The organism is Clostridium sp. AF32-12BH (genome assembly GCF_003477935.1).
GTDB lineage: Bacteria > Bacillota > Clostridia > Lachnospirales > Lachnospiraceae > Brotaphodocola.
Window position 1 is genome coordinate 152,492 of sequence record NZ_QUEH01000005.1, and the last position, 21,843, is coordinate 174,334.

The following is a 21,843-nucleotide window of genomic DNA, read 5'->3' on the forward strand; positions in this document are numbered from 1 at the left end:
GCCTATGAAATTATTCGTCAGAGAGAAGGCATTTTATAAAAAAGTCTGGGAACTGAGTGCTCCAATCTCTGCACAGCAGGTGATCACCGTTGGCGTAAATATGATGGATACCATTATGCTGGGGCAGTTAAATGAAACTGCCCTGGCCGCCAGTGCGGTGGGAACCCAAGTACACAATTTTTACCATTTCATGTCCATGGGCATGGGAATGGGGGCGAGTGTTCTGATCGCAAGGTACTGGGGTGCAGGAGATAAAGAGAGCCTTTCCAAAACATTAACGATGTTGTACCGCTTCTGCTTTACCATAGCATTGGCGGTGACCCTGATTGTCGGGATGGCACCGGCGGCTGTCTTAAGTCTCCTGACAAAAGAGCCCGAGGCAATCGCGGAAGGAGTCCGTTATCTGAGGTGGACGCTTCCGTGCTTTTTTTTATACGGAAGTTCAACGGTAACGACGCTGGTTTTAAGAAACAGCGGTCAGACACACATTCCGCTCTATACGGCAATCGGGGCATTCTTTATTAATATTTTCTTTAACTGGATGTTTATCTTCGGAAAACTGGGAGCACCGGCCATGGGTGTGGCGGGAGCTGCAGTTGGTACGCTGATCAGCCGTATTTTCGAATTTTCCATGATCTGTGGATATTTCTTCCTGATCGATCAAAAAATCCGTTTCCGACTGCGCGATCTGTTCCGGTCCTGTAAGGAACTGGTATCGGAATATCTGCGCATTTCCCTTCCGGTCATGATCAGTGACACGCTTTTGGGTGTGGGAAACAGCATGGTTATGGCAGTCTGGGGACATATGGGAACCGCCTGCATGTCGGCAAACTCCATTACCAATGTAACCCAGCAGATCGCATCTGTATTTTCAGCGGGACTGGGACAGTCAGCGCTGATCATTACCGGAAATACCCTGGGAGAAGGAGATGCAAAAAAAGCAACAGAACAGGGCATTTCTTTCACGTTTATTGGATTCCTGATCGGAATCTTCTGTGGCGTGCTGATCCTTGCGATCAGTCCGTGGGTGATCGGCATGTACCGGATCACCAGCGAGACCGCAGCCATTGCGGCGCAGCTGATGCGCGCAGTCAGCATTACCGTGATCTTTATGATGACAGGAGGAATCCTGACAAAGGGAATCCTGCGCAGCGGAGGAGACACCCGTTTCCTGATGATTGCGGACATTCTGTTTTTATGGGTATTCAGCGTGCCGCTTGGCGCTATGGCGGGGCTGGTGTGGAAATGGCCGCCGTTCTGGGTTTTCTTCTTCCTCCGGATTGACAATCTGATGAAGACGATCATTTGTCTGTTTCGGATGCGCAGTGGAAAATGGATCAAAAAAATACGGGGTGTCAGCCATTGAATGGAGAGGTACGGTGGATCCTGTTCGATCCGGAACAGCAGAAAACTGTTAGAAACTTAACGGAAAAAGAAAAATGTAAAAATCTCACATTAAAATTTTGTTAAAATTCTCCATATCAGTTTCGACATATCTATATTTACATAATTTTGCTGGTACGTTATAATATTATCAACCACTAAAAAAAGGGAGAAAAGACAAAAAATGAAAATGTTAATGCGAATCCTGTTGTATTGCGTCGGATTATTGTTTATGGCGTTCGGCGTAGCTTTTTCGGTAAATTCCAACCTGGGTGTATCTCCGGTCAACTCTTTACCGTATGTCATTTCACTGATCCTGAAAGTCGATCTTGGCCGGTGCATCATCGGTGTGTTTGTGGCTTACATGGTTGTGCAGATCCTCATCAAGCGTAAGGAATATCAGTGGTTTAACTTAACCCAGCTGATCTTTTCCACGATTTTCGGTTACTTTGCAGACTTTGCAAAAGGCGTGATGCACGGTTTCGTGATTCCGACCTATTTCGGTCAGCTTCTTATGATGGCGATCAGTATTGTTCTGGTAGCGCTCGGCGTAGCAATTTACATGGATGTAAAACTGGTCAACATGCCGATGGAGGGTATGACGCTTGCCATCAGCGACTGCTTCCCGAACATTGAGTTCCATAAGATCAAGATCATGATAGACTGCTCTTCCGTGGCAATCGGTGTGATCTTATCGTTCCTGTTCATGCATGGACTGTTTGGTATCCGCGAGGGCACCGTCTTAAGTGCGATCTTGGTAGGAAAGATCCTTCCGGTCATGAAGAAACGTGTCAGTCCGATCGTGCAGAAACTCTGCTTCTAAAAATAACAATTTCGTTGAAAAAACGATGGACCGTGAAAGTTGCCGAAGGCAACTTTCACGGTCCTATTACGTTAACAATATGTTATTTCGGATGTCTGCCACTTTTATCTTCGATGCGTTTTCGAATCTGGAGCATATGCTGGTCGGTGGCTGCAATGACGTCTGCACACTGGCGCAGGTCCTCACTGATCTCATCGGCAACGTTTCCGATGTCTTTTTTGTATTTGAGCTGGTGGTCCAGACTTGCCCAGAAATCCATGGCGATGGTCCGGATCTGGACTTCCACACGGAGGTTTTTCTTTTCCTCGGAGAAGAAGACCGGGATCTCGATGATCAGATGGTAACTGCGGTAGCCGTTCGGCTTTGGATTTTTGATGTAATCCTTGATGGCAATGACGGTGATATCGTCCTGGCTGACCAGCATGTTGGCTACAGCATAGATATCGTCAACGAAAGAGCAGATGACGCGGATGCCAGCTACGTCGTCTAAGTTGTTCATCATGGATTCCAGGCTGACCGGGAGATTTCTGCGCTGCAGTTTTTCTACGATGCTGATCGGTTTTTTAACACGGGATTTGATCATCTCGATGGGGTTTCTCTGGTTTTTGATGGAAAGCTCATCGTTTAATACTTCCAGTTTGGTTTTTACTTCGCGGATGGCGCAGGTGTACATCATCATGGCCTGCTGGAATTCTCTTGCCTGGCTGACCAGGGCATCTGGTACCTGGACCAGATTTGGTACATTGACAGCGGACTGGACCAGTTCACTGTTCGGGTTCATATTCATGTTCATCAGTAAATACCTCGTTGCTTTTTGTGCAATAGTTCCAGTTTTGAAGAAATATTGTAGAAATATTATCTATATTATACCAGATTTTAAGTGTCATACAAGGGATATTTTTGATATCAGCTGTGTTGGGTGAAATGGGGAGTTTTTGTTTAGTAATTCTGAGAAAGCCAGTATATTTTCCAGTGCAAGTCGGTATATTTTCCGGTACAAGGGTTTTGTTTTTCTTTGAAATGTGGTATGCTTTCAATTAGGGTCTTTTTTGCGAAAATCGCAAAGAGAATAGCAGCTGTCAAACATCCAGGCGGATTGTCTGCCGCATGGATGCCGAATACGGCTGTAAAACAGAAATGTATGATAGAAAATGTGGAGGTATTTACATGAGCGAGAATTGTACTCACAACTGCAGCACCTGCGGGGAATCCTGCGGAAGCCGCACAGCGGAGCAGACAAGCTTTTTAGAGCCGTTAAACCCGGCAAGCAGCGTGAAAAAAGTGATCGGAGTAGTCAGCGGAAAGGGCGGTGTCGGCAAATCTCTGGTTACTGCCATGATGGCTGTGAAGATGAACAGCAAAGGCAAACATACCGCTATCCTGGATGCGGACATTACAGGACCGTCCATCCCGAAGGCATTTGGTTTGAATAATAATATGGTCATGATGACAAAAGACAACCTCATGATTCCGGCAACGTCCGCACTTGGTATTGACATTATGTCTGCAAACCTGCTTCTGGACAATGATACGGATCCGGTCATCTGGAGAGGTCCGGTCATTGCAGGTGCAGTCAAGCAGTTCTGGAATGAAACACTCTGGGAAGATGTGGACTACATGTTTGTTGATATGCCGCCGGGAACCGGTGATGTTCCGTTAACGGTATTCCAGTCTCTTCCGGTCAATGGCATCATCATTGTGACCTCTCCGCAGGAACTGGTTTCCATGATTGTGGCAAAGGCTGTGAAGATGGCGCAGAAGATGAACGTGCCGATCCTTGGACTGGTCGAGAATATGAGTTATCTGGAGTGCCCGGACTGCGGCAAGAAGATTTCGGTATTTGGTGAGAGTCATATCGATGAAATCGCCAAAGAGTACGATCTTCCGGTTCTGGCAAAACTTCCGATCGATCCGAAGGTAGCTGAGCATGTTGATAACGGTACCATTGAGTACCTGGAGCGAGACTGGTTTGATGCAGCAGCCGAGAAAGTGCTGGCACTGTAATCCGAATCTACTGAATTTAATAGAAGTAATACGACAGGGTTTTCGTGACAGAAAACCCTGTTTTTTTGTACAGGGCTATGGCGGGCATATTGTCACCGGCAACCTGAAGCAATGCCGTCTGGAATCCCTGGCTGGCAAGCGCAGGAAGCAGCAGGGTGAAAAATACCGTACCAAGACCCTGATGACGGTATTCTGGCAGAATTTCCACATGATGCAGGCAGACGGTTCCTTCACGGACTGGCTCTGCAAAGGCAGTGCCAAGGCGCAAATCCCCCTGATAAAGACAAAATTCGGAGGCAGAAGTCTGGTGAAGAGAGAAACTGCCGGATGTTATCGAGGGGGAATGCGAAGGGGCGGCAGAAGCGGCTGCCGTTTGCGTAACGTGGAAACAGGAATGGGAAGTTAAGTCACATTCCATCATCAGTTCTTCGGATTCTTTTTCGGCGCCAAGTGCCGCCAGGGTTTTTACGGTATCCTGACAGGATTCAGACACGGCAAAGAGCAGATCGCTGTCTGGGATATGAGAGAGTCCTTCTTCTAACAGTCGGGAGAAGATTCCCTGGTTTCGAAAATCCGGATGCGTGAAAGCGCAGCATTCTGCCAGGTCCTCTTCGTAGGGAATCAGTGCGAGGCAGGCAGCAAGCGAGCCATCCGGGAGATAAGCGAGAAAATGGGTGACGTCTGTTTCTTCCAATGGATAAGAAAGATCATTCTGGTCATGATGATGACAGACAGCAGTCAGATCTGCTGTTTCTTCCTGCTGCTTTTGGGTGAGCAAATTGGTTGAGTAAATGGATAAATTCAGATGCATGGAGCGCCTCCTGATGGGAAAATTCAAGGTTTTCTTTGGTAAGTAAAGTATAAGAAAAAAACATAAAGAATACAAGAATGCACATTGACTTTTTGGTTTCTGGTGGTAGAATACGAGTTATTGTTCGCCCGGGCAGGCAGTTGGTTTGCAGAATACAAACAGATTTGAAGAAAGACAGATTCGTTTTCTGTCGGAAACCGGCAATGCACGGCCTGGCGTGAAAGGGGAGAACCCTGTTGCTGTTTGTGCGGCGCATGAACAGCAACCGAACGACACAGCATTGGAAAGGACAAACAATATGAAATACGTAAAGGAATCTGCAATCATCTTCGGCATTACGATGATCGGAGAGTTTTTCAATGAGCTTTTGCCGCTACCGGTTCCGGCTGGCGTGTATGGGCTGTTTTTGCTTCTGCTTCTGCTTTGTACGGGCTTACTGAAGCTGGATGATATTGAAGCAACCGGAAATTTTCTTCTGGATATCATGCCGATTCTGTTTATTCCGGCATCGGTTGGACTGATTGAAAGCTATGATGCCATGAAGGCAATCCTGGTGCCGCTGGCTGTAACCTGTCTGGTTTCCACGGTCATTGTTATGGGAGTGACCGGAAAGGTGACAGAGTTTATGGTATCTATGCTGAAAAAGAAGAATGGAAAGAATGCAGGGGAGGAGAAAACAGCATGACTTTTTTACAGGAATCCCTTTATTTTGGTTTTGTGATCAGCCTGGCAGCATATCTGGTTGGTGTCTGGGTGAAAAAGAAAGTCGGATGGGCAATTTTAAATCCGCTTCTGGTGTCTGTTGTGATCGTTATCGCAGTGTTAAAGCTGCTGCACGTAGATTATGCTTCTTATAATAATAGCGCCAAGTATATCAGCTACCTGCTGACACCGTCTACGGTGTGTCTGGCGATTCCGCTGTATAAGCAGCTGGAACTTCTGAAGAAAAATTTTATTTCTGTCATTGTGGCAATCGCTTCTGGTGTAGCAGCCAGTGCGGGCAGTATTTTTCTTCTGTGTACGTTATTTGGGGTAGAACATATCCATTACGTATCGTTCCTGCCGAAATCCATCACCACGGCAATTGGCATGGGAGTCAGTGAGGAAGCGGGCGGCATCGTGACGATCACGGTGGTCTGCATCATCATTACCGGTATTTTCGGAAATATCATTGCAGAAATGTTGTTTAAGGTATTGAAAATCCGGGAACCGATCGCAAAGGGACTGGCACTTGGTACCTCAGCACATGCCATTGGTACTTCAAAGGCACTGGAACTTGGTGAAGTAGAGGGAGCCATGAGCAGTCTTTCCATCGCCGTAGCCGGACTGATGACAGTCATTGTGGTTCCGCTGGTGTCGGGACTGATCTGAAAAGCTGCTGCCAAAACTGTATCATACGGGATTTTCAGTTCAGAAAATCCCTGCCTGTGAGCAGTAATCATTCATGTACACATTCATGTACAGATCTGGTTTTCGACTTGACAGAATTCCAGAAAATTTTTATACTGAACTTGTATTAGGCAATGCCTTGATCCACGTCTGTTAGGGAAAAACTCCCTGACAGACGTTTTTTTTTATATGATAGGAAATTGCGTCCTATCATATAAAAATGCTCCGCGAGGAAGCGCACTCGGCGCAAAGGTAGATGGTTGCTGAAGCAACCGCGCCTCGGCGCGAGAATGTGCCAAGGCACATTCTTTTTTGTTTCATAGAAAATTGCGTCTTTGAGTGGGCAGGGCTGGGTACATTTTATGAAGTTTGAGAGGATTGACAGGAAAAGGAGAACAAAAAACGATGGAAACAAAGGAAAAAAACTGGAAAAATCCATGCCAGAAGGCAGCATGCTGCGGTTCACGCGTTGCGCAAACAGCAACAGCAGCTTCCCTTGCTATTGTAATTCTGGGGAATGTTTTGTACGCGCTGACGGTCAAAGCTTTTTTGATGCCGGCGGGACTGCTTACCGGAGGAACAACGGGAATTGGTCTGGCATTGAACCGCGCATTTGGTATACCGGTGTCTGCGTTTGTATTGGTGTTTAATGTAGTGATGCTCCTTGTCGGCTGGAGTGTTCTTGGAAGAAAATTTGCACTGACGACGGTTGTGAGTACCTTTGTATATCCCATTGCGCTGGGCTTTTTTGAACAGATACTGGGAAGTACGATCCTGACGCAGGATCTGTTTTTGAGCACGGTATTTTCCGGACTTGGGATTGGGGCTTCTCTTGGAATTGTGATCCGGGCGGGTGCATCGACGGGAGGAATGGACATTCCGCCGCTTGTGCTCCATCATTATTTTCAGATTCCGGTTTCTGTTTCCATGTATGTCTTTGATTTTTGCATTCTTCTGGTCCAGGCGGTTGGAAATCCACCGGAAAACGTATTGTATGGACTGATTCTGGTCATGGTTTATACCCTGGTACTGGATAAGCTGATGTTATTGGGAACGACGCGCACAGAAGTGCGGATTGTCAGTGAACACAGTCAGAAAATCCGGGAAGCTATCCTGGCGGAAATGGACCGCGGCGTTACGATGCTTTCCGGAGAAACCGGCTACCTGAAACACCAAACGCAGATGATCTTCAGTGTCATCTCAAACCGGGAACTTCCGGAACTGGAAAAGCTGGTCCATCGCATCGATCCGGAATGTTTTATGGTGGTAAACCGGGTCAGCGAGGTGAGCGGACGTGGCTTTTCCATGAAAAAACGATATCGGTAGCAGCTGAAAAGAAAGAGAAAAACAAATATAATGTCGTGCTTTTCCGGTTGAAAGGGGTTTGGGGATATGGTATATTTAAATGAAGTATAAAAAAGAATAGCAATGCGCTATGCATACACTTAAGGAGGAAGCCATGATTCAGAAGCTGATTGAAAAAATTCAGAAGACAAAGGCACCGATCTGTGTGGGATTGGACCCGATGTTAAACTACATTCCGGAGCACATTTTAAAGAAGTCCTTCGGAGAATTCGGGGAGACGTTGGAAGGCGCTGCAGACGCCATCTGGAATTTTAACAAGGAGATCGTGGATCACACCTGGGATCTGATCCCGTCCGTGAAACCGCAGATTGCTATGTACGAGCAGTTCGGCATCGAGGGACTGAACGTGTATGACAAGACCGTAAAGTATTGCCAGGAAAAAGGTCTTGTAGTGATCGGTGACGCAAAGCGCGGTGATATTGGTTCTACTTCCGCAGCCTACGCGACTGCACATCTGGGCAAGGTGAAGGTTGGAAACAGCATCTGTTCCGCATTCAACACCGATTTCCTTACGGTAAACCCGTATCTGGGAACTGACGGCGTAAAACCGTTTGTCGATGTCTGCAATTCCGATGACAAGGGAATTTTTGTTCTGGTAAAGACTTCCAACCCATCCAGCGGCGAGTTCCAGGACAGACTCATTGACGGCAAGCCGCTTTATGAGCATGTGGCTGCAAAGGTCGTTGAGTGGGGCGAGATGTCCATGGACGGTAACTACAGCAATGTCGGTGCAGTAGTCGGCGCAACCTATCCGGAGATGAGCGCAGTGCTCAGAAAGCTTATGCCGAAGACCTACTTCCTGGTTCCGGGCTATGGCGCTCAGGGCGGCACCGCAAAAGATTTAAGACACTGCTTCAATGAAGACGGACTTGGTGCAGTCGTAAACTCCTCCCGTGGTATTATTGCGGCATACCGCCAGGAGAAATACGCAAAGTTTGGCGCAGAGCATTTCGCAGAGGCATCCAGACAGGCTGTTATCGATATGGTTGCTGATATCAACAGCGTACTGTAGGTGCGGCAGGAGGAATGCTTTCTGCGTGGATGATCTGGACTGTAACAGAGATTTTGGGGCAGAAAGCTTTCTGAAAAGCAGAATGAGATTTTGCGAGAACAGAGGAGTAGGGGAAAATGGAAACAATTCAGAAAGAAAAGGTAAAGCTGACGGCTAAGGTGGTCAGCCAGGAAGCTTTGACGGATGATATCTGCAGCATGTGGATCCAGGCAGAGAAAATCGCGAAAGCGGCAAAGCCGGGGCAGTTTATCTCTGTATACACGAAAGACAAAAGTAAGGTGCTTCCGCGTCCGATCAGTCTTTGTGAGATCGATAAGGAGCAGGGCAGACTGCGCATCGTGTACCGCGTGGTAGGGGCCGGAACCAAAGAGTTTTCTGCATACCAGGCAGGGGACGACATCGAGATCATGGGACCGCTCGGAAATGGTTTCCCGTTAAAGGAGAAAAAGGCATTTCTCATCGGCGGTGGTATCGGAATCCCGCCTATGCTGGAGCTGGCAAAGAACTTAAACTGCGAAAAGCAGATGGTGCTTGGCTACCGCGATGTGTTATTCTTAAACGAGGAATTTGAACAGTACGGTAAGGTTTATGTGGCAACCGAAGATGGCAGCGCCGGAACAAAGGGCAACGTCATCGATGCCATCAAGGCAAACGGACTGAATGCAGATGTGATCTATGCCTGCGGACCGACTCCGATGCTGCGTGCACTGAAGGCGTATGCGGAAGAGAACGGCATCGAGTGCTGGCTCTCCTTAGAGGAGAAGATGGCCTGCGGAATCGGTGCATGTCTCGCCTGCGTCTGCAAGTCCAAAGAGGTAGACGATCATTCCCACGTACACAATAAGCGTATCTGCAAGGACGGTCCGGTCTTTGCTGCTGAGGAGGTGGAGCTGTAATGAATACCAAAGTAAATCTTGCCGGTGTGGAATTGAAAAATCCGGTCATGACAGCATCCGGAACCTTCGGAAGCGGAGCAGAGTACAGTGAATTTGTTGATTTAAGCCGCCTTGGCGCAGTTGTGACCAAGGGTGTGGCGAATGTGCCGTGGCCGGGTAACCCGACCCCGCGTATCGCAGAGGTTTACGGCGGCATGCTGAATGCGATCGGTCTGCAGAATCCGGGCATCGATGTATTCGTAAAGCGTGATATCCCGTTTTTAAAGCAGTACGACACAAAGATCATCGTGAATGTCTGCGGAAAGACCACGGAAGATTATATTGAAGTCGTAGAACGTCTGGGCGATGAGCCGGTAGATCTTTTAGAGATCAACATTTCCTGTCCGAACGTAAAGGAAGGCGGCATCGCATTCGGACAGGATCCGAAGGCAGTGGAAGCCATCACCAGAGAAGTGAAGAAGCACGCGAAGCAGCCGGTTATCATGAAGCTGAGTCCAAACGTAACAGACATTACCGTTATGGCGAAGGCAGCAGAGGCAGGTGGTGCCGATGTGCTCTCCCTTATCAACACCCTGACCGGTATGAAGATCGATATCAACCGCAGGGCATTTGCAATCGCCAACAAGACCGGCGGTATGTCCGGCCCGGCAGTCAAGCCGGTGGCCGTGCGCATGGTTTACCAGGTAGCGAATGCGGTAAGTCTGCCGATCATCGGCATGGGCGGCATCGCGACGGCAGAGGATGCGCTGGAGTTTATCATGGCTGGCGCGACTGCAGTTTCCGTGGGAACTGCAAACTTCTATAATCCGTACGCAACGGTAGAGATCGCAGAAGGCATCGAAGCCTTTATGAAGAAACAGAATGTAGAAGACATCCGGGAACTGATCGGATGTGTGAAATAGAACAGATCCAGAATCCCAGTGGATGGCTGGAATGAGAAAAACATCCGCCGGAAAGAATCAGCTATGAAAAAGATTCTGCCGGAAAGGGCGGAACAAAAGGAGAATATCATGGAAGATTACAAGAAAGAATTTATTGAATTTATGATCGACTGCGAAGTGCTGAAATTTGGTGATTTCGTAACCAAGTCCGGCCGCAAGACCCCGTTCTTTGTCAATACCGGTTTCTACCGCACCGGCGCACAGCTGCGCCGCCTGGGTCAGTATTATGCACAGGCAATCAAGGATACCTTCGGAACCGATTTTGATGTTCTGTTCGGACCGGCTTACAAGGGTATTCCGCTGACCGTTGCAGCGACCATGTCCATCAGCGAGCTGTATGATGCAGACATCCGTTACTGCTCCAACCGGAAAGAAGTAAAGGATCACGGCGATAAGGGCATCCTGCTCGGCAGCCCGATCAAAGATGGCGACAAGGTTGTGATCATCGAAGACGTAACCACTGCCGGTACCTCCATCGAGGAGACTCTGCCGATCATCAAGGCACAGGGCGATGTCGATGTGCTTGGTCTGGTTGTTTCCGTAGACCGTATGGAGCGCGGAAAGGGAACCAAGTCTGCATTGAAGGAAATCGAAGAGAAGTACGGCTTCAAGACCACCGCGATTGTAACCATGGCAGATGTTGTAGAGCATCTCTACAACAAGCCTTACAAGGGAAAAGTCATCATCGACGATACCTTAAAGGCAGCAATCGATGCTTACTATGAGCAGTATGGTGCAGAGTAAGGAGTCATATTATGGAAAAGGTGTATAAGACAATGCAGCGCACCGGCGCCTGCAGCATTGCAGTGGGAATCATCATGCTCGTGACCGGCGTGACCGTGGGCATTATGTCCATTGTCTGCGGCGGACTGCTGTTAAAGCGCAAGGGCGAGATCACATTTTAATATTCAAAAAGATACAGGGGGCGGCAGTTTCTGCAACAGGTTTCGGGCGGAGACTGCCCCTTTGCTTGCAGGGTACCATGTGGAATAAAAAGTTTACCTGTGGTCATTGTGCAAAAAGGAAGTGCTTAGAGCGTTTCCGGTGAATTTGGCATTTGGAAATAAAAAGGAGTTTTACTAGAATTATGATCAGAAATACGACCAGGAATCAGAAGCTGGGATGGGTGCTTTTCATCGCTTACATGGCCTTGCTGGTTTATTTTATGTTTTTTGCGGAGTCCTTTGGACGCAATCCGGAGCAGCGCGATTATGCGTATAATCTGGAGCTGTTCAAGGAAATCAAGCGCTTTTATAAATATCGAAAACAACTGGGAATGGAAGCATTCCTTTTAAATATTGTAGGTAACGTAGTAGGATTTATGCCGTGTGGATTTTTTCTGCCGATCATCAGCCGCAGAAGCAAAAAGTGGTACAATACGATTTTATTCGGTTTCTGTTTAAGCCTCTGCATCGAGACAACGCAGTTGATCTTCAAAGTCGGAAGTTTCGATGTGGATGATCTGTTTTTAAACACACTCGGCGGTGCACTGGGCTTTTTAAGTCACTGGACGATTCAGAAGATTCGGATAAAAAGGAGAAGACGCCGATGAAAAAGCCGATGAAAAATAGAAAAAAACGCATATCCTATATCCGGAAACCAATTCCAAAGCAGAGCTTTTTCTGTCTTGGATTTGCGGCGATCGGTCTGTTTTGTTTTTGCTTTAGTCTGGGACGCAGTATCGTAAACCAGGGGAGTGGCGGTCCGGATGTGGCAGCCTGGGCACTGACCAGCCTGTTGTTTTCCGTGGAGTCTGTTATCTGTGGAGTGAAAACGTTAAAGATGAAGGAAATCAACGATATCCTGGCCCGGATCGGAATCATCGCAGGCGGGATTTTATTGTTTTGCTGGCTGGGAATGCTGGTGATTGGAATCGTAACGATCCTATGATACGATTGAGGCAGCAGATTTTATCCGTCTGGAATGGAAAGGACCGGCAAAATTCTATTGCTGTTTGCGCAGTGCAGGAACAGCAGCGAAATATTTCATGGGGCTGAAAGTAAAAAGTCTCAGGAAAGGACAATGAATTTATGGTAAAATATCAGGAATTATGGAACGAAGAAAATACAAATATAACAGAGCGCTATGACCTGGTCATGGAGCGGATTCTGGAGATCCCGGCAGAAAACCGGGTGGCAGAGCCGTACCGTGCTTACTTTAACCAGATGGCAGCATTTACAGCCCAGATCGAAGAACTGGCAAGAATGCAGCTTCGCGAGGATCTCGACAGCCTGAGTTTTCCGGAGCTTCAGAAGATGAATCATAATCTCTATGCGGATATTCTTCCAGAGCATTATGAGGAAAGCTATGCGGATCCGGCATTTGCCGTGCGGATGCTGGGGGCAGACTTGGGCCCGCTTTTATCTGCATTTTATGCACAGTTCCGGGCTGCGATCGTCTTTGCGTATGAATGCAGAATGACGGATATCACGATTTTATGTGAAACTCTCATTGAGATTTATAACATGTTTGAAGATGGAATCCCGCAGGCGCGTCAGGTGCGGGATGTGCTGTACTGGTTTTTCAGCGACTATACCGATGTTACGCTGACCTACCGAATCCGTGAGCAGCTGGACCCGGATTTAAGCTTTGCGAAGGACATCATCATGGAGTCAGACTTAAATGATCTGCGTTATCTGTACCGCTTTGGTGAGTATATTTCTGATTCTGAGCTGCAGATCGCTTCGTATCTGAATTCCCTGCCGGAGGAGACCATCGAGAAGATGGCATCGACCTACACAGAAGGATACCGCAAGGGCTTTGAGGTGATGGGGCGTGACCTTTCTAAGAAAAAGACCGTTTCCATCCGCTATGAGCTGGGCTTTGAGCGCATGATCCGCGCTGCGATCCGCCAGTTTGAGGAGATGGGACTGGAAGTGATTCTTTATCGTGCGGCAGTCTGGTCCGTGACCATGAGTCCGAACCGTAAGATTGGTTACCATGGCACCTCTGCTAATATGCAGTTTGACTACGATCACCGCTACGATCAGGCTATTTATCTGGATAAGGCCTTTAAGGAGCGTAAGCTTGCCGTACTGCGCACCGCATATGAGAATTGCAAAGCAAAAGCAGCAGCGTATGCAGGACCGGCTGTAGTGGAGACTTTTGGTGAGGATGGTTTTGAGCCGAAGAACAAGCCAGAGGTCTATGCTTTGAGTGAAAAACAGGAAGAGCTGCAGATCGCTTATTCCAACGAGGCGATGCCGGTCGTGAACCAGTACATTCCGGGAGATGAGACCAGCTTCACCATCATCGCGTTCCCGGTTCCGGCGATCGGAACGGATTTTGCGGAGATCTTCCATGAGACGATTCGCATCAATACGCTGGATTACGAGGAGTACAAAAAGATCCAGCAGAATCTGGTGGATGTACTGGATCAGGCAGAGTATGTGACGGTAACGGGAAATGCAGAGACCGGCAATGAGACCCATATGAAGATTTCCCTGCATACCCTGACCGACCCGGCAAAGCAGACAAACTTTGAGAATTGTGTAGCCGATGTGAATATTCCGGTGGGAGAGGTTTTCACTTCCCCGGTATTAGCTGGAACAGAAGGTCTGCTTCATGTGAGCCAGGTCTACATTGGTGACTTCCAGTTTAAAAACTTCCGCATGGAATTCAAGAACGGAAAAATCACCGATTATTCCTGCGATAACTTCGCAGACCCGGAAGAGGGCAAAAAGCTGATCCGCCAGCAGATCTTAAAGAATCACGATACCCTTCCAATGGGCGAGTTCGCGATCGGAACCAATACCACGGCATATGCAGTGGCAAAGAAATACAATATTATGGATAAGTTCCCGATCCTGATCGCGGAGAAGACCGGACCGCATTTTGCGGTAGGAGATACCTGCTATAGCTGGAGCGAGGATTCTGCGGTATACAATCCGGATGGAAAAGAGATCATTGCCCGGGATAACGAAATCTCCCTGCTGCGCAAGGAAGATGTATCCAAGGCTTACTTTGGCTGTCATACCGATATCACGATCCCGTATTCTGAGCTGGGCGACATCACGGTAGTCTGCAGCGATGGACGGAAGCTTCCGGTGATCCGAAACGGACGGTTTGTTGTAACGGGAACGGAAAAACTGAATGAAGAGCTGAACGCAAATGTGTAAAAATGCTATGTACTGAAAAAATAGCATTATTTGAGACCGGCTGTTGTGGGTGTGGAGCCTGCAGCAGTCGGTTTTGCATTTATGTGGCAGCGAATCTGGTGCAAAAGGAATAAATTATAAAAACATCAATTTTTCTATATTGACTGCGTATGGAAAATACAGTATTATATTATAAGTAGTGATTCAAACAAGATATGTATTTATTAATTATAATAATAAATTGAAAAAGGAGAACTTACAATGGCGAAAGTAGGAATTGTAATGGGCAGTGATTCAGATATGCCGATCATGGCGAAGGCGGCAGAAATCCTGGATAAGTTCGGAATTGATTATGAGATGACGATCATTTCCGCACACCGCGAGCCGGACATCTTTTTTGAGTGGGCGAAGAGCGCAGAGGAAAAGGGAATCAAGGTGATCATTGCAGGTGCCGGAAAAGCAGCACATCTGCCGGGGATGTGTGCAGCACTGTTCCCGATGCCGGTTGTAGGTATTCCTATGAAAACCTCCGACCTCGGCGGTGTGGACTCCCTGTATTCGATCGTACAGATGCCGTCCGGAATCCCGGTAGCGACCGTAGCGATTAACGGTGGAGCCAATGCCGGCATTCTGGCAGCAAAGATCCTGGCAACTTCTGACGCAGAGCTTCTTCAGAAGCTGAAAAACTACAGTGAGGATATGAAGAATGATGTCGTGAAGAAGGCAGACAAGTTAGAGAGCATTGGATACAAAGAGTATCTGGCACAGATGAAGTAAAACCGTTACTGTTCACAAGGGTGTCCAACAACAGGATTTTGCCGATGCTTCACATTTCAGATTGGCAAAGTCCGTTATCAGAACGATACAACCACAAAACCCATACGATATGGAGGAAAAGAAGATGGATTACAAGAAAGCCGGAGTTGACATTGAAGCAGGATACAAGTCTGTAGAGCTGATGAAAGAGCATGTAAAAAAGACCATGCGTGAGGAAGTGTTAGGCGGTCTGGGCGGTTTTTCCGGCGCATTCTCCCTGGCAAAGATCAAAAACATGGAGGAGCCGGTGCTCTTATCCGGAACCGATGGCTGCGGTACCAAGGTAAAGTTGGCGATCATCATGGACAAGCATGACACCATCGGTATCGATGCCGTGGCTATGTGCGTGAATGACATTGCCTGCGCAGGCGGCGAGCCGTTATTCTTCCTGGACTATATTGCCTGCGGCAAGAACTATCCGGAGAAGATCGCGGATATCGTAAAGGGTGTTGCAGAGGGCTGCCTGCAGTCTGAGGCTGCACTGATCGGCGGCGAGACCGCAGAGCATCCGGGACTGATGCCGGAGGAGGACTACGATCTGGCTGGTTTTGCAGTTGGTGTCTGCGATAAGAAAGAGATGATCACCGGCGAGCACTTAAAGGCTGGCGATGTGCTGATCGGCATGGCATCCACCGGCGTTCATTCCAACGGTTTCTCCCTGGTGCGCAAGGTATTTGAGAAGGAGCTGACCAAAGAAGGACTGAATACATATTACGATTCTCTCGGAAAGACTCTGGGTGAGGCTCTTCTGGCACCGACCCGCATCTATGTAAAGGCATTAAAGAGCGTCAAGAACGCAGGCGTGACCGTAAGGGCCTGCAGCCACATTACCGGCGGCGGATTTTATGAGAACGTTCCGCGTATGTTAAAAGAAGGAACCCGCGCAGTCATCAGGAAAGACAGCTATGAGGTACCGGCCATCTTCAAGATGCTGGCAGACAAGGGCGAGATCGAAGAAACCATGATGTACAACACCTTCAACATGGGTATCGGTATGATCGTGGCAGTGGATCCGGCTGACGTGGAGAAGACCATGGAAGCAATTAAGGCAACCGGAGATGTACCGTATGTGATCGGTTCCATTGAGGAAGGCGAAAAGGGAGTGACTTTATGTTAAGAGTCGGTGTAATGGTGTCTGGCGGCGGCACCAACTTACAGGCAATCCTGGATGCAGTGGATGCAGGAACGATCACCAATGCCGAGATCGCAGTGGTCATCAGCAACAATCCGGGCGCTTATGCGCTGGAGCGCGCAAAGAAGCATGGTGTGGAAGCCCTGTGCATCTCCCCGAAGGACTATGAGAGCCGGGAAGCATTTAACGAGGCATTTCTGGCGAAGGTAGATGAGTATCATCTGGACCTGATCGTGCTGGCTGGTTTCCTGGTAAAGATCCCGGCTGCGATGATCGAAAAATATGAGCATAAGATCATCAATATCCATCCGTCTCTGATCCCGTCCTTCTGCGGCGTTGGTTATTACGGCCTGAAGGTACATGAGGCAGCACTGGCACGCGGTGTAAAAGTGACGGGCGCGACCGTTCATTTTGTGGACAGTGGTATGGATACCGGCCCGATCATCCTGCAGAAGGCAGTCGAGGTGCAGGACGGCGATACGCCGGAGGTATTGCAGCGCAGAGTCATGGAGCAGGCAGAGTGGAAGCTACTGCCGCAGGCCATTGACCTGATCGCAAACGGAAAGATAAAATAAAAACGAACGATAAGGGCAGACCGGTGGGATTCCGGTCTGTCTGCGGTTTGCCTGGCGATGAGAACGCATAGAGAAAAAGAGTTGTTGTTTACGCAAAATGCAGGCAATGACCAGGAACGGTAAAAGGAGGAATATGCAAATGAAGATTTTGATCGTAGGGGGCGGCGGAAGAGAGCACGCCATCGCATGGAAGCTGGCAAAGAGCCCGAAGGTTGAGAAATTGTATTGTGCACCGGGCAATGCAGGCATTGCCGAGGTGGCAGAGTGTGTCAATATCGGTGTCATGGAGTTTGACAAGCTGGTGGCATTTGCAAAAGAGCATGCCATCGATCTGACCGTGGTAGCGCCGGATGATCCGCTGGCAGCAGGTGCAGTCGATGCGTTCGAGGCAGCAGGCCTGCGTGCATTTGGCCCGAGGGCTAACGCAGCGATCCTGGAAGGCTCCAAGGCATTCTCTAAAGACCTGATGAAAAAATACGGCATTCCGACCGCAGCTTATGAAACCTTCAATGACCCGGAAAAAGCACTCGCTTATCTGGAGACTGCAAAGATGCCGATCGTATTAAAGGCAGACGGCCTGGCACTGGGCAAGGGCGTTCTCATCTGCAAGGACTTAGAAGAAGCGAAAGCAGGTGTCAAGACCCTGATGATGGACAAGCAGTTCGGTTCCGCAGGTGATGAGATCGTCATCGAGGAATTTATGACCGGCCGTGAAGTATCTGTTTTATCCTTCGTAGACGGAAAGACCATCAAGATCATGACCTCTGCACAGGACCACAAGCGTGCTAAGGATGGCGACCAGGGACTGAACACCGGCGGCATGGGAACCTTCTCCCCGAGCCCCTTCTATACTCCGGAGGTCGATGCATTCTGCAAAGAGCATATTTACCAGAAAACGGTCGATGCCATGGCAGCAGAGGGCAGAGAATTTAAGGGAATCATCTTCTTTGGCCTGATGCTGACTGCAGACGGTCCGAAGGTACTCGAATACAACGCCCGTTTCGGTGACCCGGAGACCCAGGTCGTACTTCCGCGCATGAAGAATGACCTGGTCGACCTGTTTGAAGCCTGCATCGACGGCACTCTGGACCAGATCAACCTGGAGTTCGAGGATAACGCTGCAGTCTGCGTAGTCCTGGCATCCAACGGCTACCCGGAACACTACGAAAAAGGCTTTGAGATCCGCGGCTTAGAGAACTTCAAAGACAAAGACGGCTACTATGTCTTCCATGCAGGCAGCAAGTTCGATGAGCAGGAACGTGTTGTAACCAACGGCGGACGCGTACTCGGCGTGACCGCAACCGGAAGCAACTTAAAAGAAGCCCGGGCCAATGCGTACAAGGCAACCGAGTGGATTGATTTTGATAATAAGTATATGAGACATGATATTGGAAAGGCAATTGATGAAGTGTGACTCGACGCTGACTATGGTGTCAATTATTATTCCAATCGGAAATAAGCTATGATAACGGAAACAGGATGACGCAAAATGGGCTGTTTTTATTATTAAAAAGGAAATAGAGGTTCGAAATTCAGTACTTTTAGCTAGTTCATTTTATTCAAGGTGGATAAAATGAAATTCCTGTACCGTGTGGCCAGGTGCATTTAGTGTTTCGTTTTGTTCCATAAGTGTACTACTTATAAAGAATTATTTGTTGTTCTTTAGAACAATATTTGCAAACGAAACGGAAAGGAAAAGCTCCTGTGGCTTGGAGACAAGACAAAGACGCTGAACTACGCACCGAAGTCTGATGAAATGGTACTGACGGTACATCGCTGGTTTGCAAATAAAAGCTGCCCCGGCAACTGGCTCTATGCAAGGCTCGGCGAACTGGCGGCGAAGGTTACAGCCAATCTTGGCGACAGCACTGTTACACCATCTGATCCGGCAGCGAGACTTTATCGTGTGCGTAAGTCCTGGGCAGATGCAAAAACGCAGAAAGGTGCGTTCAAGAGCCCGGATAATGCTAAGAAATGTGCCGACAATAACAATGGTTATGCCGTTTTTTGATGCAAACGGCAAGCAGGTCTATCCGACTGCCACAGCAAAGAAATCCGTAGATGCTATTGCTCGTGAAGTGATTCAGGGTAAATGGGGCAACGGAGCAGAGAGAAAGCAGAAGCTGACAGCGGCAGGCTATGATTATTCCGCAGTGCAGAAGCGTGTCAATGAACTGCTCAGATAACTGAATAACCACACAGCAGTAATGCCCATCGAGGAGTCAGTTCCTTGGTGGGCATTATTTTTTTGCAATTTTGAGAAGTTAATTTTGAGAAGTTAAAGATTGACTGTGACTTCTACGAAAGATATACTATATTTGTGATTTTATAGGTATCAGGAATCTCATACAAAGGAGATATTAAAAACACATATGAAAGATAATGTAGCAAAGGTGATCTATCGGCTGTTGCTTGTGATTACCGTAATTGTAACTGCCATTATTGTGGGCTTTACAATTGTTCAAATGGGTGTTTTTTCACCAGAACCGAAAGTAGAAGTAACGGCCAAGTATACAGGTAAAGATGTCCCAGAGTTGCGAATCGCCACGGACTATGATTTTTGCCCAAACACATATATCAACAGCAAGGGCGAATTGTCCGGGCTATATATTGAAATTATGACAGAGCTTGCGAATCAACTGGAAATGAAACCAGTGTTTCTGACAGACAATTGGCTTGGCTGTAGAGCGAAATTGGAAAGCGGAGAGGCAGATGTCCTTCTTGGGCTGGAAATATTCTCCAACATGAAAGGGACGCTGCATACGATTCCAATGGCATCAGATGAATTGTGTATGTTTGGCAAACAAAAGGCACTAAGTGCTGCTGCGCTTTCTGGTAAACGGGTTTCCATTATGGCACGCTCCGTAATCATAGGACTTTTTGATTTGCAATGTGAATATGTGGAGTACAATACAAACACGGAAATCCTTCAGGCTGTGGAAAACGGAGAGGTTGATTTTGCCATCTGCCATAGTGCAGTCGGAGAAAAAATCATTGAAAACAGCAATCTGGATTTGGTAAGGGGCGCATCCATTATGAAGAGCTTTCCGTCAATCGCCGTAAAGGATACCAATCCGGAACTGCAGGAGAAGCTGAATACAGCCCTGCAGGCCATGGCTGAGGATGGAACACTGTACAAGCTGAAAACGAAATGGATTATCGATTTCACACGAAATCACACTCTCGATTATGTCTTGGAGAATAATCAGGCGTTCTATATTATTTCAGTCATGTCAGTTATTCTGCTTTTGATTATCTCCGCAGTGTTTCGGATGTATGCAAGCAGTCAGGAGCGGCATATTAAAGAACTCCTGGTTTACCAGAAGAATCTGGAAGATTCTAACGTAAAGGCAGAGCGCGCCAATCGTGCAAAGTCTGAATTTCTTTCCCATATGTCTCATGATGTTCGAACACCGTTAAATGGAATCGTGGGAATGTCAGGGATCATTCGAAAGAATATTACGAATCCACAGCGTATTAAGGAATGTTTGGATAATATAGATATTGCATCCGGTCATCTTCAGTCCATGCTCAGTGATGTTCTGGATATGAGCAAACTGGAAAGCAGAGAAATTGAATTGGAGCATGTTGCTTTTTCTCTGGACGAGGAGTTAGAGAATGTGCAGGCAATTGTGATAGGTAAGCTGCAGGAGGGAAACATAGATTTAATCATCCAGGATGACCAGGTTCAGCATCGCTTCCTCATCGGAAGTGTGATGCATTTTCGCAGAATACTGCTCAATCTCCTCAGCAATGCAATCAAATATTCGAAAGAGAACGGACATGTACAGACAATCGTTTCGGAAATAGATGGAAACAGCGAAAATAGTACTGTTTTAGAGATAAAGGTGCAGGACGATGGTATCGGAATGAGTCGGGACTTTATCGAGAATAACCTGTATAAACCTTTTACGCAGGAACATAAAACAGCACGCACAAAGTATAAGGGAACCGGTCTTGGAATGGCAATTGTCCATGAACTTGTAGATGCAATGCAAGGCACCATTCAGGTGGATAGTGTTCTGGGGAAGGGGACAACCTTTACGGTTACGTTGCCGTTTGAAATTGGTGTTTCACCGAAGGGGCAGGAAGAAAAAGATGATAAGAGCGGAGATCTTCAGGGGATGCACTTGCTTGTGGTGGAAGATAATGATCTGAACCGTGAAATTACACAGTGCGTCTTAGAAGAGGCCGGGGCAGAAGTCGAGACTGCAGCAGACGGAAAGCAGGCAGTGGAAATCTTCAGCAGCGCAAGAGAGAGCTACTATGATGTAATCCTTATGGATATCATGATGCCAGTTATGGATGGTATAGAGGCCACCAGAACGATTCGCAGTCTGGCCAGAAAGGATGCACAGAACATTCCCATCATTGCTGTTACAGCAAATGCCTTCACGGAGGACAGAAAGAAAACGGAGGAAGCAGGCATGAACGGGCATATTTCCAAGCCGATTGATGAGAAAAAACTGCTGGGTGTAGTGGCGAATTACAAAAAAGCGTAAGTGCATTTTATGAAGATGGTCATATCGTGACAAAAAACTTAACAGGCTGAATAACTGGTATAGAAGCAATGCCCATTGAGGAGTCAAATCCTTGGTG

Annotated in this window: 21 protein-coding genes and 1 pseudogene; 20 read left to right on the plus strand and 2 right to left on the minus strand. The window is 47.7% G+C overall.

The window, feature by feature from the left end; genetic code table 11:
• Positions 1–4 precede the first annotated feature (4 nt).
• Both DWZ40_RS06640 and DWZ40_RS06645 read left to right on the plus strand, forming a co-directional pair.
• The gene (locus tag DWZ40_RS06640; RefSeq protein WP_118541961.1) at positions 5–1,366 is read left to right on the plus strand and encodes an MATE family efflux transporter; all 1,362 of its coding nucleotides are present in this window, start codon (positions 5–7) and stop codon (positions 1,364–1,366) included.
• 201 nt (positions 1,367–1,567) lie between these two features.
• The gene (locus DWZ40_RS06645; RefSeq protein WP_118541963.1) at positions 1,568–2,206 is read left to right on the plus strand and encodes a DUF6198 family protein; all 639 of its coding nucleotides are present in this window, start codon (positions 1,568–1,570) and stop codon (positions 2,204–2,206) included.
• An 82-nt stretch (positions 2,207–2,288) separates the two neighbouring features.
• Here the strand turns inward: DWZ40_RS06645 and DWZ40_RS06650 are convergent, their stop codons facing one another.
• Positions 2,289–2,999, minus strand: a complete 711-nt coding sequence (locus DWZ40_RS06650) for a GTP pyrophosphokinase family protein (RefSeq protein WP_118541965.1) — start codon at positions 2,997–2,999, stop codon at positions 2,289–2,291.
• Between the two features lie 374 nt (positions 3,000–3,373).
• Here DWZ40_RS06650 and DWZ40_RS06655 point away from each other — a divergent pair, with 374 nt between their 5' ends.
• Positions 3,374–4,210, plus strand: a complete 837-nt coding sequence (locus tag DWZ40_RS06655; protein WP_118541967.1) for an Mrp/NBP35 family ATP-binding protein — start codon at positions 3,374–3,376, stop codon at positions 4,208–4,210.
• A gap of 16 nt (positions 4,211–4,226) precedes the next feature.
• On the opposite strand, the gene DWZ40_RS06660 is transcribed toward DWZ40_RS06655, so the two are convergent.
• Positions 4,227–5,021, minus strand: coding sequence for a GNAT family N-acetyltransferase (locus tag DWZ40_RS06660; protein ID WP_118541969.1), 795 nt, complete (start codon positions 5,019–5,021; stop codon positions 4,227–4,229).
• 298 nt (positions 5,022–5,319) lie between these two features.
• Between DWZ40_RS06660 and DWZ40_RS06665 the strand changes: the two genes are divergently transcribed.
• The 17 genes and pseudogenes from DWZ40_RS06665 (at position 5,320) to DWZ40_RS06740 (ending at position 21,746) form a co-directional block, all read left to right on the plus strand.
• Positions 5,320–5,706, plus strand: a complete 387-nt coding sequence (locus tag DWZ40_RS06665; RefSeq protein ID WP_118542112.1) for a CidA/LrgA family protein — start codon at positions 5,320–5,322, stop codon at positions 5,704–5,706.
• A complete protein-coding gene (locus DWZ40_RS06670) occupies positions 5,703–6,392 on the plus strand; it encodes an LrgB family protein (protein ID WP_118541971.1) in 690 nt (229 codons plus the stop codon). The genes DWZ40_RS06665 and DWZ40_RS06670 overlap by 4 nt, the downstream gene beginning before the upstream one ends.
• A 423-nt stretch (positions 6,393–6,815) precedes the next feature.
• A complete protein-coding gene (locus DWZ40_RS06675; RefSeq protein WP_118541973.1) occupies positions 6,816–7,736 on the plus strand; it encodes a YitT family protein in 921 nt (306 codons plus the stop codon).
• A gap of 133 nt (positions 7,737–7,869) precedes the next feature.
• Entirely contained in the window at positions 7,870–8,787 is a 918-nt protein-coding gene (gene pyrF / locus DWZ40_RS06680; protein WP_118541975.1) for an orotidine-5'-phosphate decarboxylase, read from the plus strand.
• Between the two features lie 116 nt (positions 8,788–8,903).
• Positions 8,904–9,683 carry a dihydroorotate dehydrogenase electron transfer subunit gene (locus tag DWZ40_RS06685; RefSeq protein ID WP_118541977.1) on the plus strand — a complete coding sequence of 260 codons (780 nt, stop codon included), beginning with the start codon at positions 8,904–8,906 and terminating at the stop codon, positions 9,681–9,683.
• Complete coding sequence (locus DWZ40_RS06690) at positions 9,683–10,585, plus strand: dihydroorotate dehydrogenase (protein WP_118541979.1); 903 nt, start codon at positions 9,683–9,685, stop codon at positions 10,583–10,585. Before DWZ40_RS06685 ends, DWZ40_RS06690 begins: the two co-directional genes overlap by 1 nt.
• Positions 10,586–10,693: 108 nt before the next feature.
• Positions 10,694–11,368 (plus strand): orotate phosphoribosyltransferase, encoded by a 675-nt coding sequence (pyrE, locus tag DWZ40_RS06695; protein ID WP_118542114.1) that lies wholly within the window; start codon positions 10,694–10,696, stop codon positions 11,366–11,368.
• 11 nt (positions 11,369–11,379) lie between these two features.
• Complete coding sequence (locus tag DWZ40_RS19415; protein WP_182430467.1) at positions 11,380–11,529, plus strand: hypothetical protein; 150 nt, start codon at positions 11,380–11,382, stop codon at positions 11,527–11,529.
• A 182-nt stretch (positions 11,530–11,711) separates the two neighbouring features.
• Positions 11,712–12,176 carry a VanZ family protein gene (locus DWZ40_RS06700; RefSeq protein ID WP_118541981.1) on the plus strand — a complete coding sequence of 155 codons (465 nt, stop codon included), beginning with the start codon at positions 11,712–11,714 and terminating at the stop codon, positions 12,174–12,176.
• Complete coding sequence (locus DWZ40_RS06705) at positions 12,173–12,514, plus strand: calcium:proton exchanger (protein ID WP_118541983.1); 342 nt, start codon at positions 12,173–12,175, stop codon at positions 12,512–12,514. The genes DWZ40_RS06700 and DWZ40_RS06705 overlap by 4 nt, the downstream gene beginning before the upstream one ends.
• 140 nt (positions 12,515–12,654) lie before the next feature.
• On the plus strand, positions 12,655–14,742 hold the full coding sequence (locus tag DWZ40_RS06710) for an aminopeptidase (RefSeq protein WP_118541985.1): 2,088 nt from the start codon (positions 12,655–12,657) through the stop codon (positions 14,740–14,742).
• A gap of 240 nt (positions 14,743–14,982) precedes the next feature.
• Entirely contained in the window at positions 14,983–15,498 is a 516-nt protein-coding gene (purE, locus tag DWZ40_RS06715; protein WP_118541987.1) for a 5-(carboxyamino)imidazole ribonucleotide mutase, read from the plus strand.
• Positions 15,499–15,622: 124 nt separating this feature from the next.
• Positions 15,623–16,654 (plus strand): phosphoribosylformylglycinamidine cyclo-ligase, encoded by a 1,032-nt coding sequence (gene purM, locus DWZ40_RS06720; protein WP_118541989.1) that lies wholly within the window; start codon positions 15,623–15,625, stop codon positions 16,652–16,654.
• Positions 16,648–17,244, plus strand: coding sequence for a phosphoribosylglycinamide formyltransferase (gene purN, locus DWZ40_RS06725; protein WP_118541990.1), 597 nt, complete (start codon positions 16,648–16,650; stop codon positions 17,242–17,244). Before purM ends, purN begins: the two co-directional genes overlap by 7 nt.
• A gap of 139 nt (positions 17,245–17,383) precedes the next feature.
• On the plus strand, positions 17,384–18,658 hold the full coding sequence (gene purD, locus DWZ40_RS06730) for a phosphoribosylamine--glycine ligase (protein WP_118541992.1): 1,275 nt from the start codon (positions 17,384–17,386) through the stop codon (positions 18,656–18,658).
• A 255-nt stretch (positions 18,659–18,913) separates the two neighbouring features.
• Positions 18,914–19,430, plus strand: a pseudogene (locus DWZ40_RS19765) (N-acetylmuramoyl-L-alanine amidase); the annotation flags it as partial.
• A gap of 186 nt (positions 19,431–19,616) precedes the next feature.
• The gene (locus DWZ40_RS06740) at positions 19,617–21,746 is read left to right on the plus strand and encodes a transporter substrate-binding domain-containing protein (RefSeq protein ID WP_118541994.1); all 2,130 of its coding nucleotides are present in this window, start codon (positions 19,617–19,619) and stop codon (positions 21,744–21,746) included.
• Positions 21,747–21,843 lie beyond the last annotated feature (97 nt).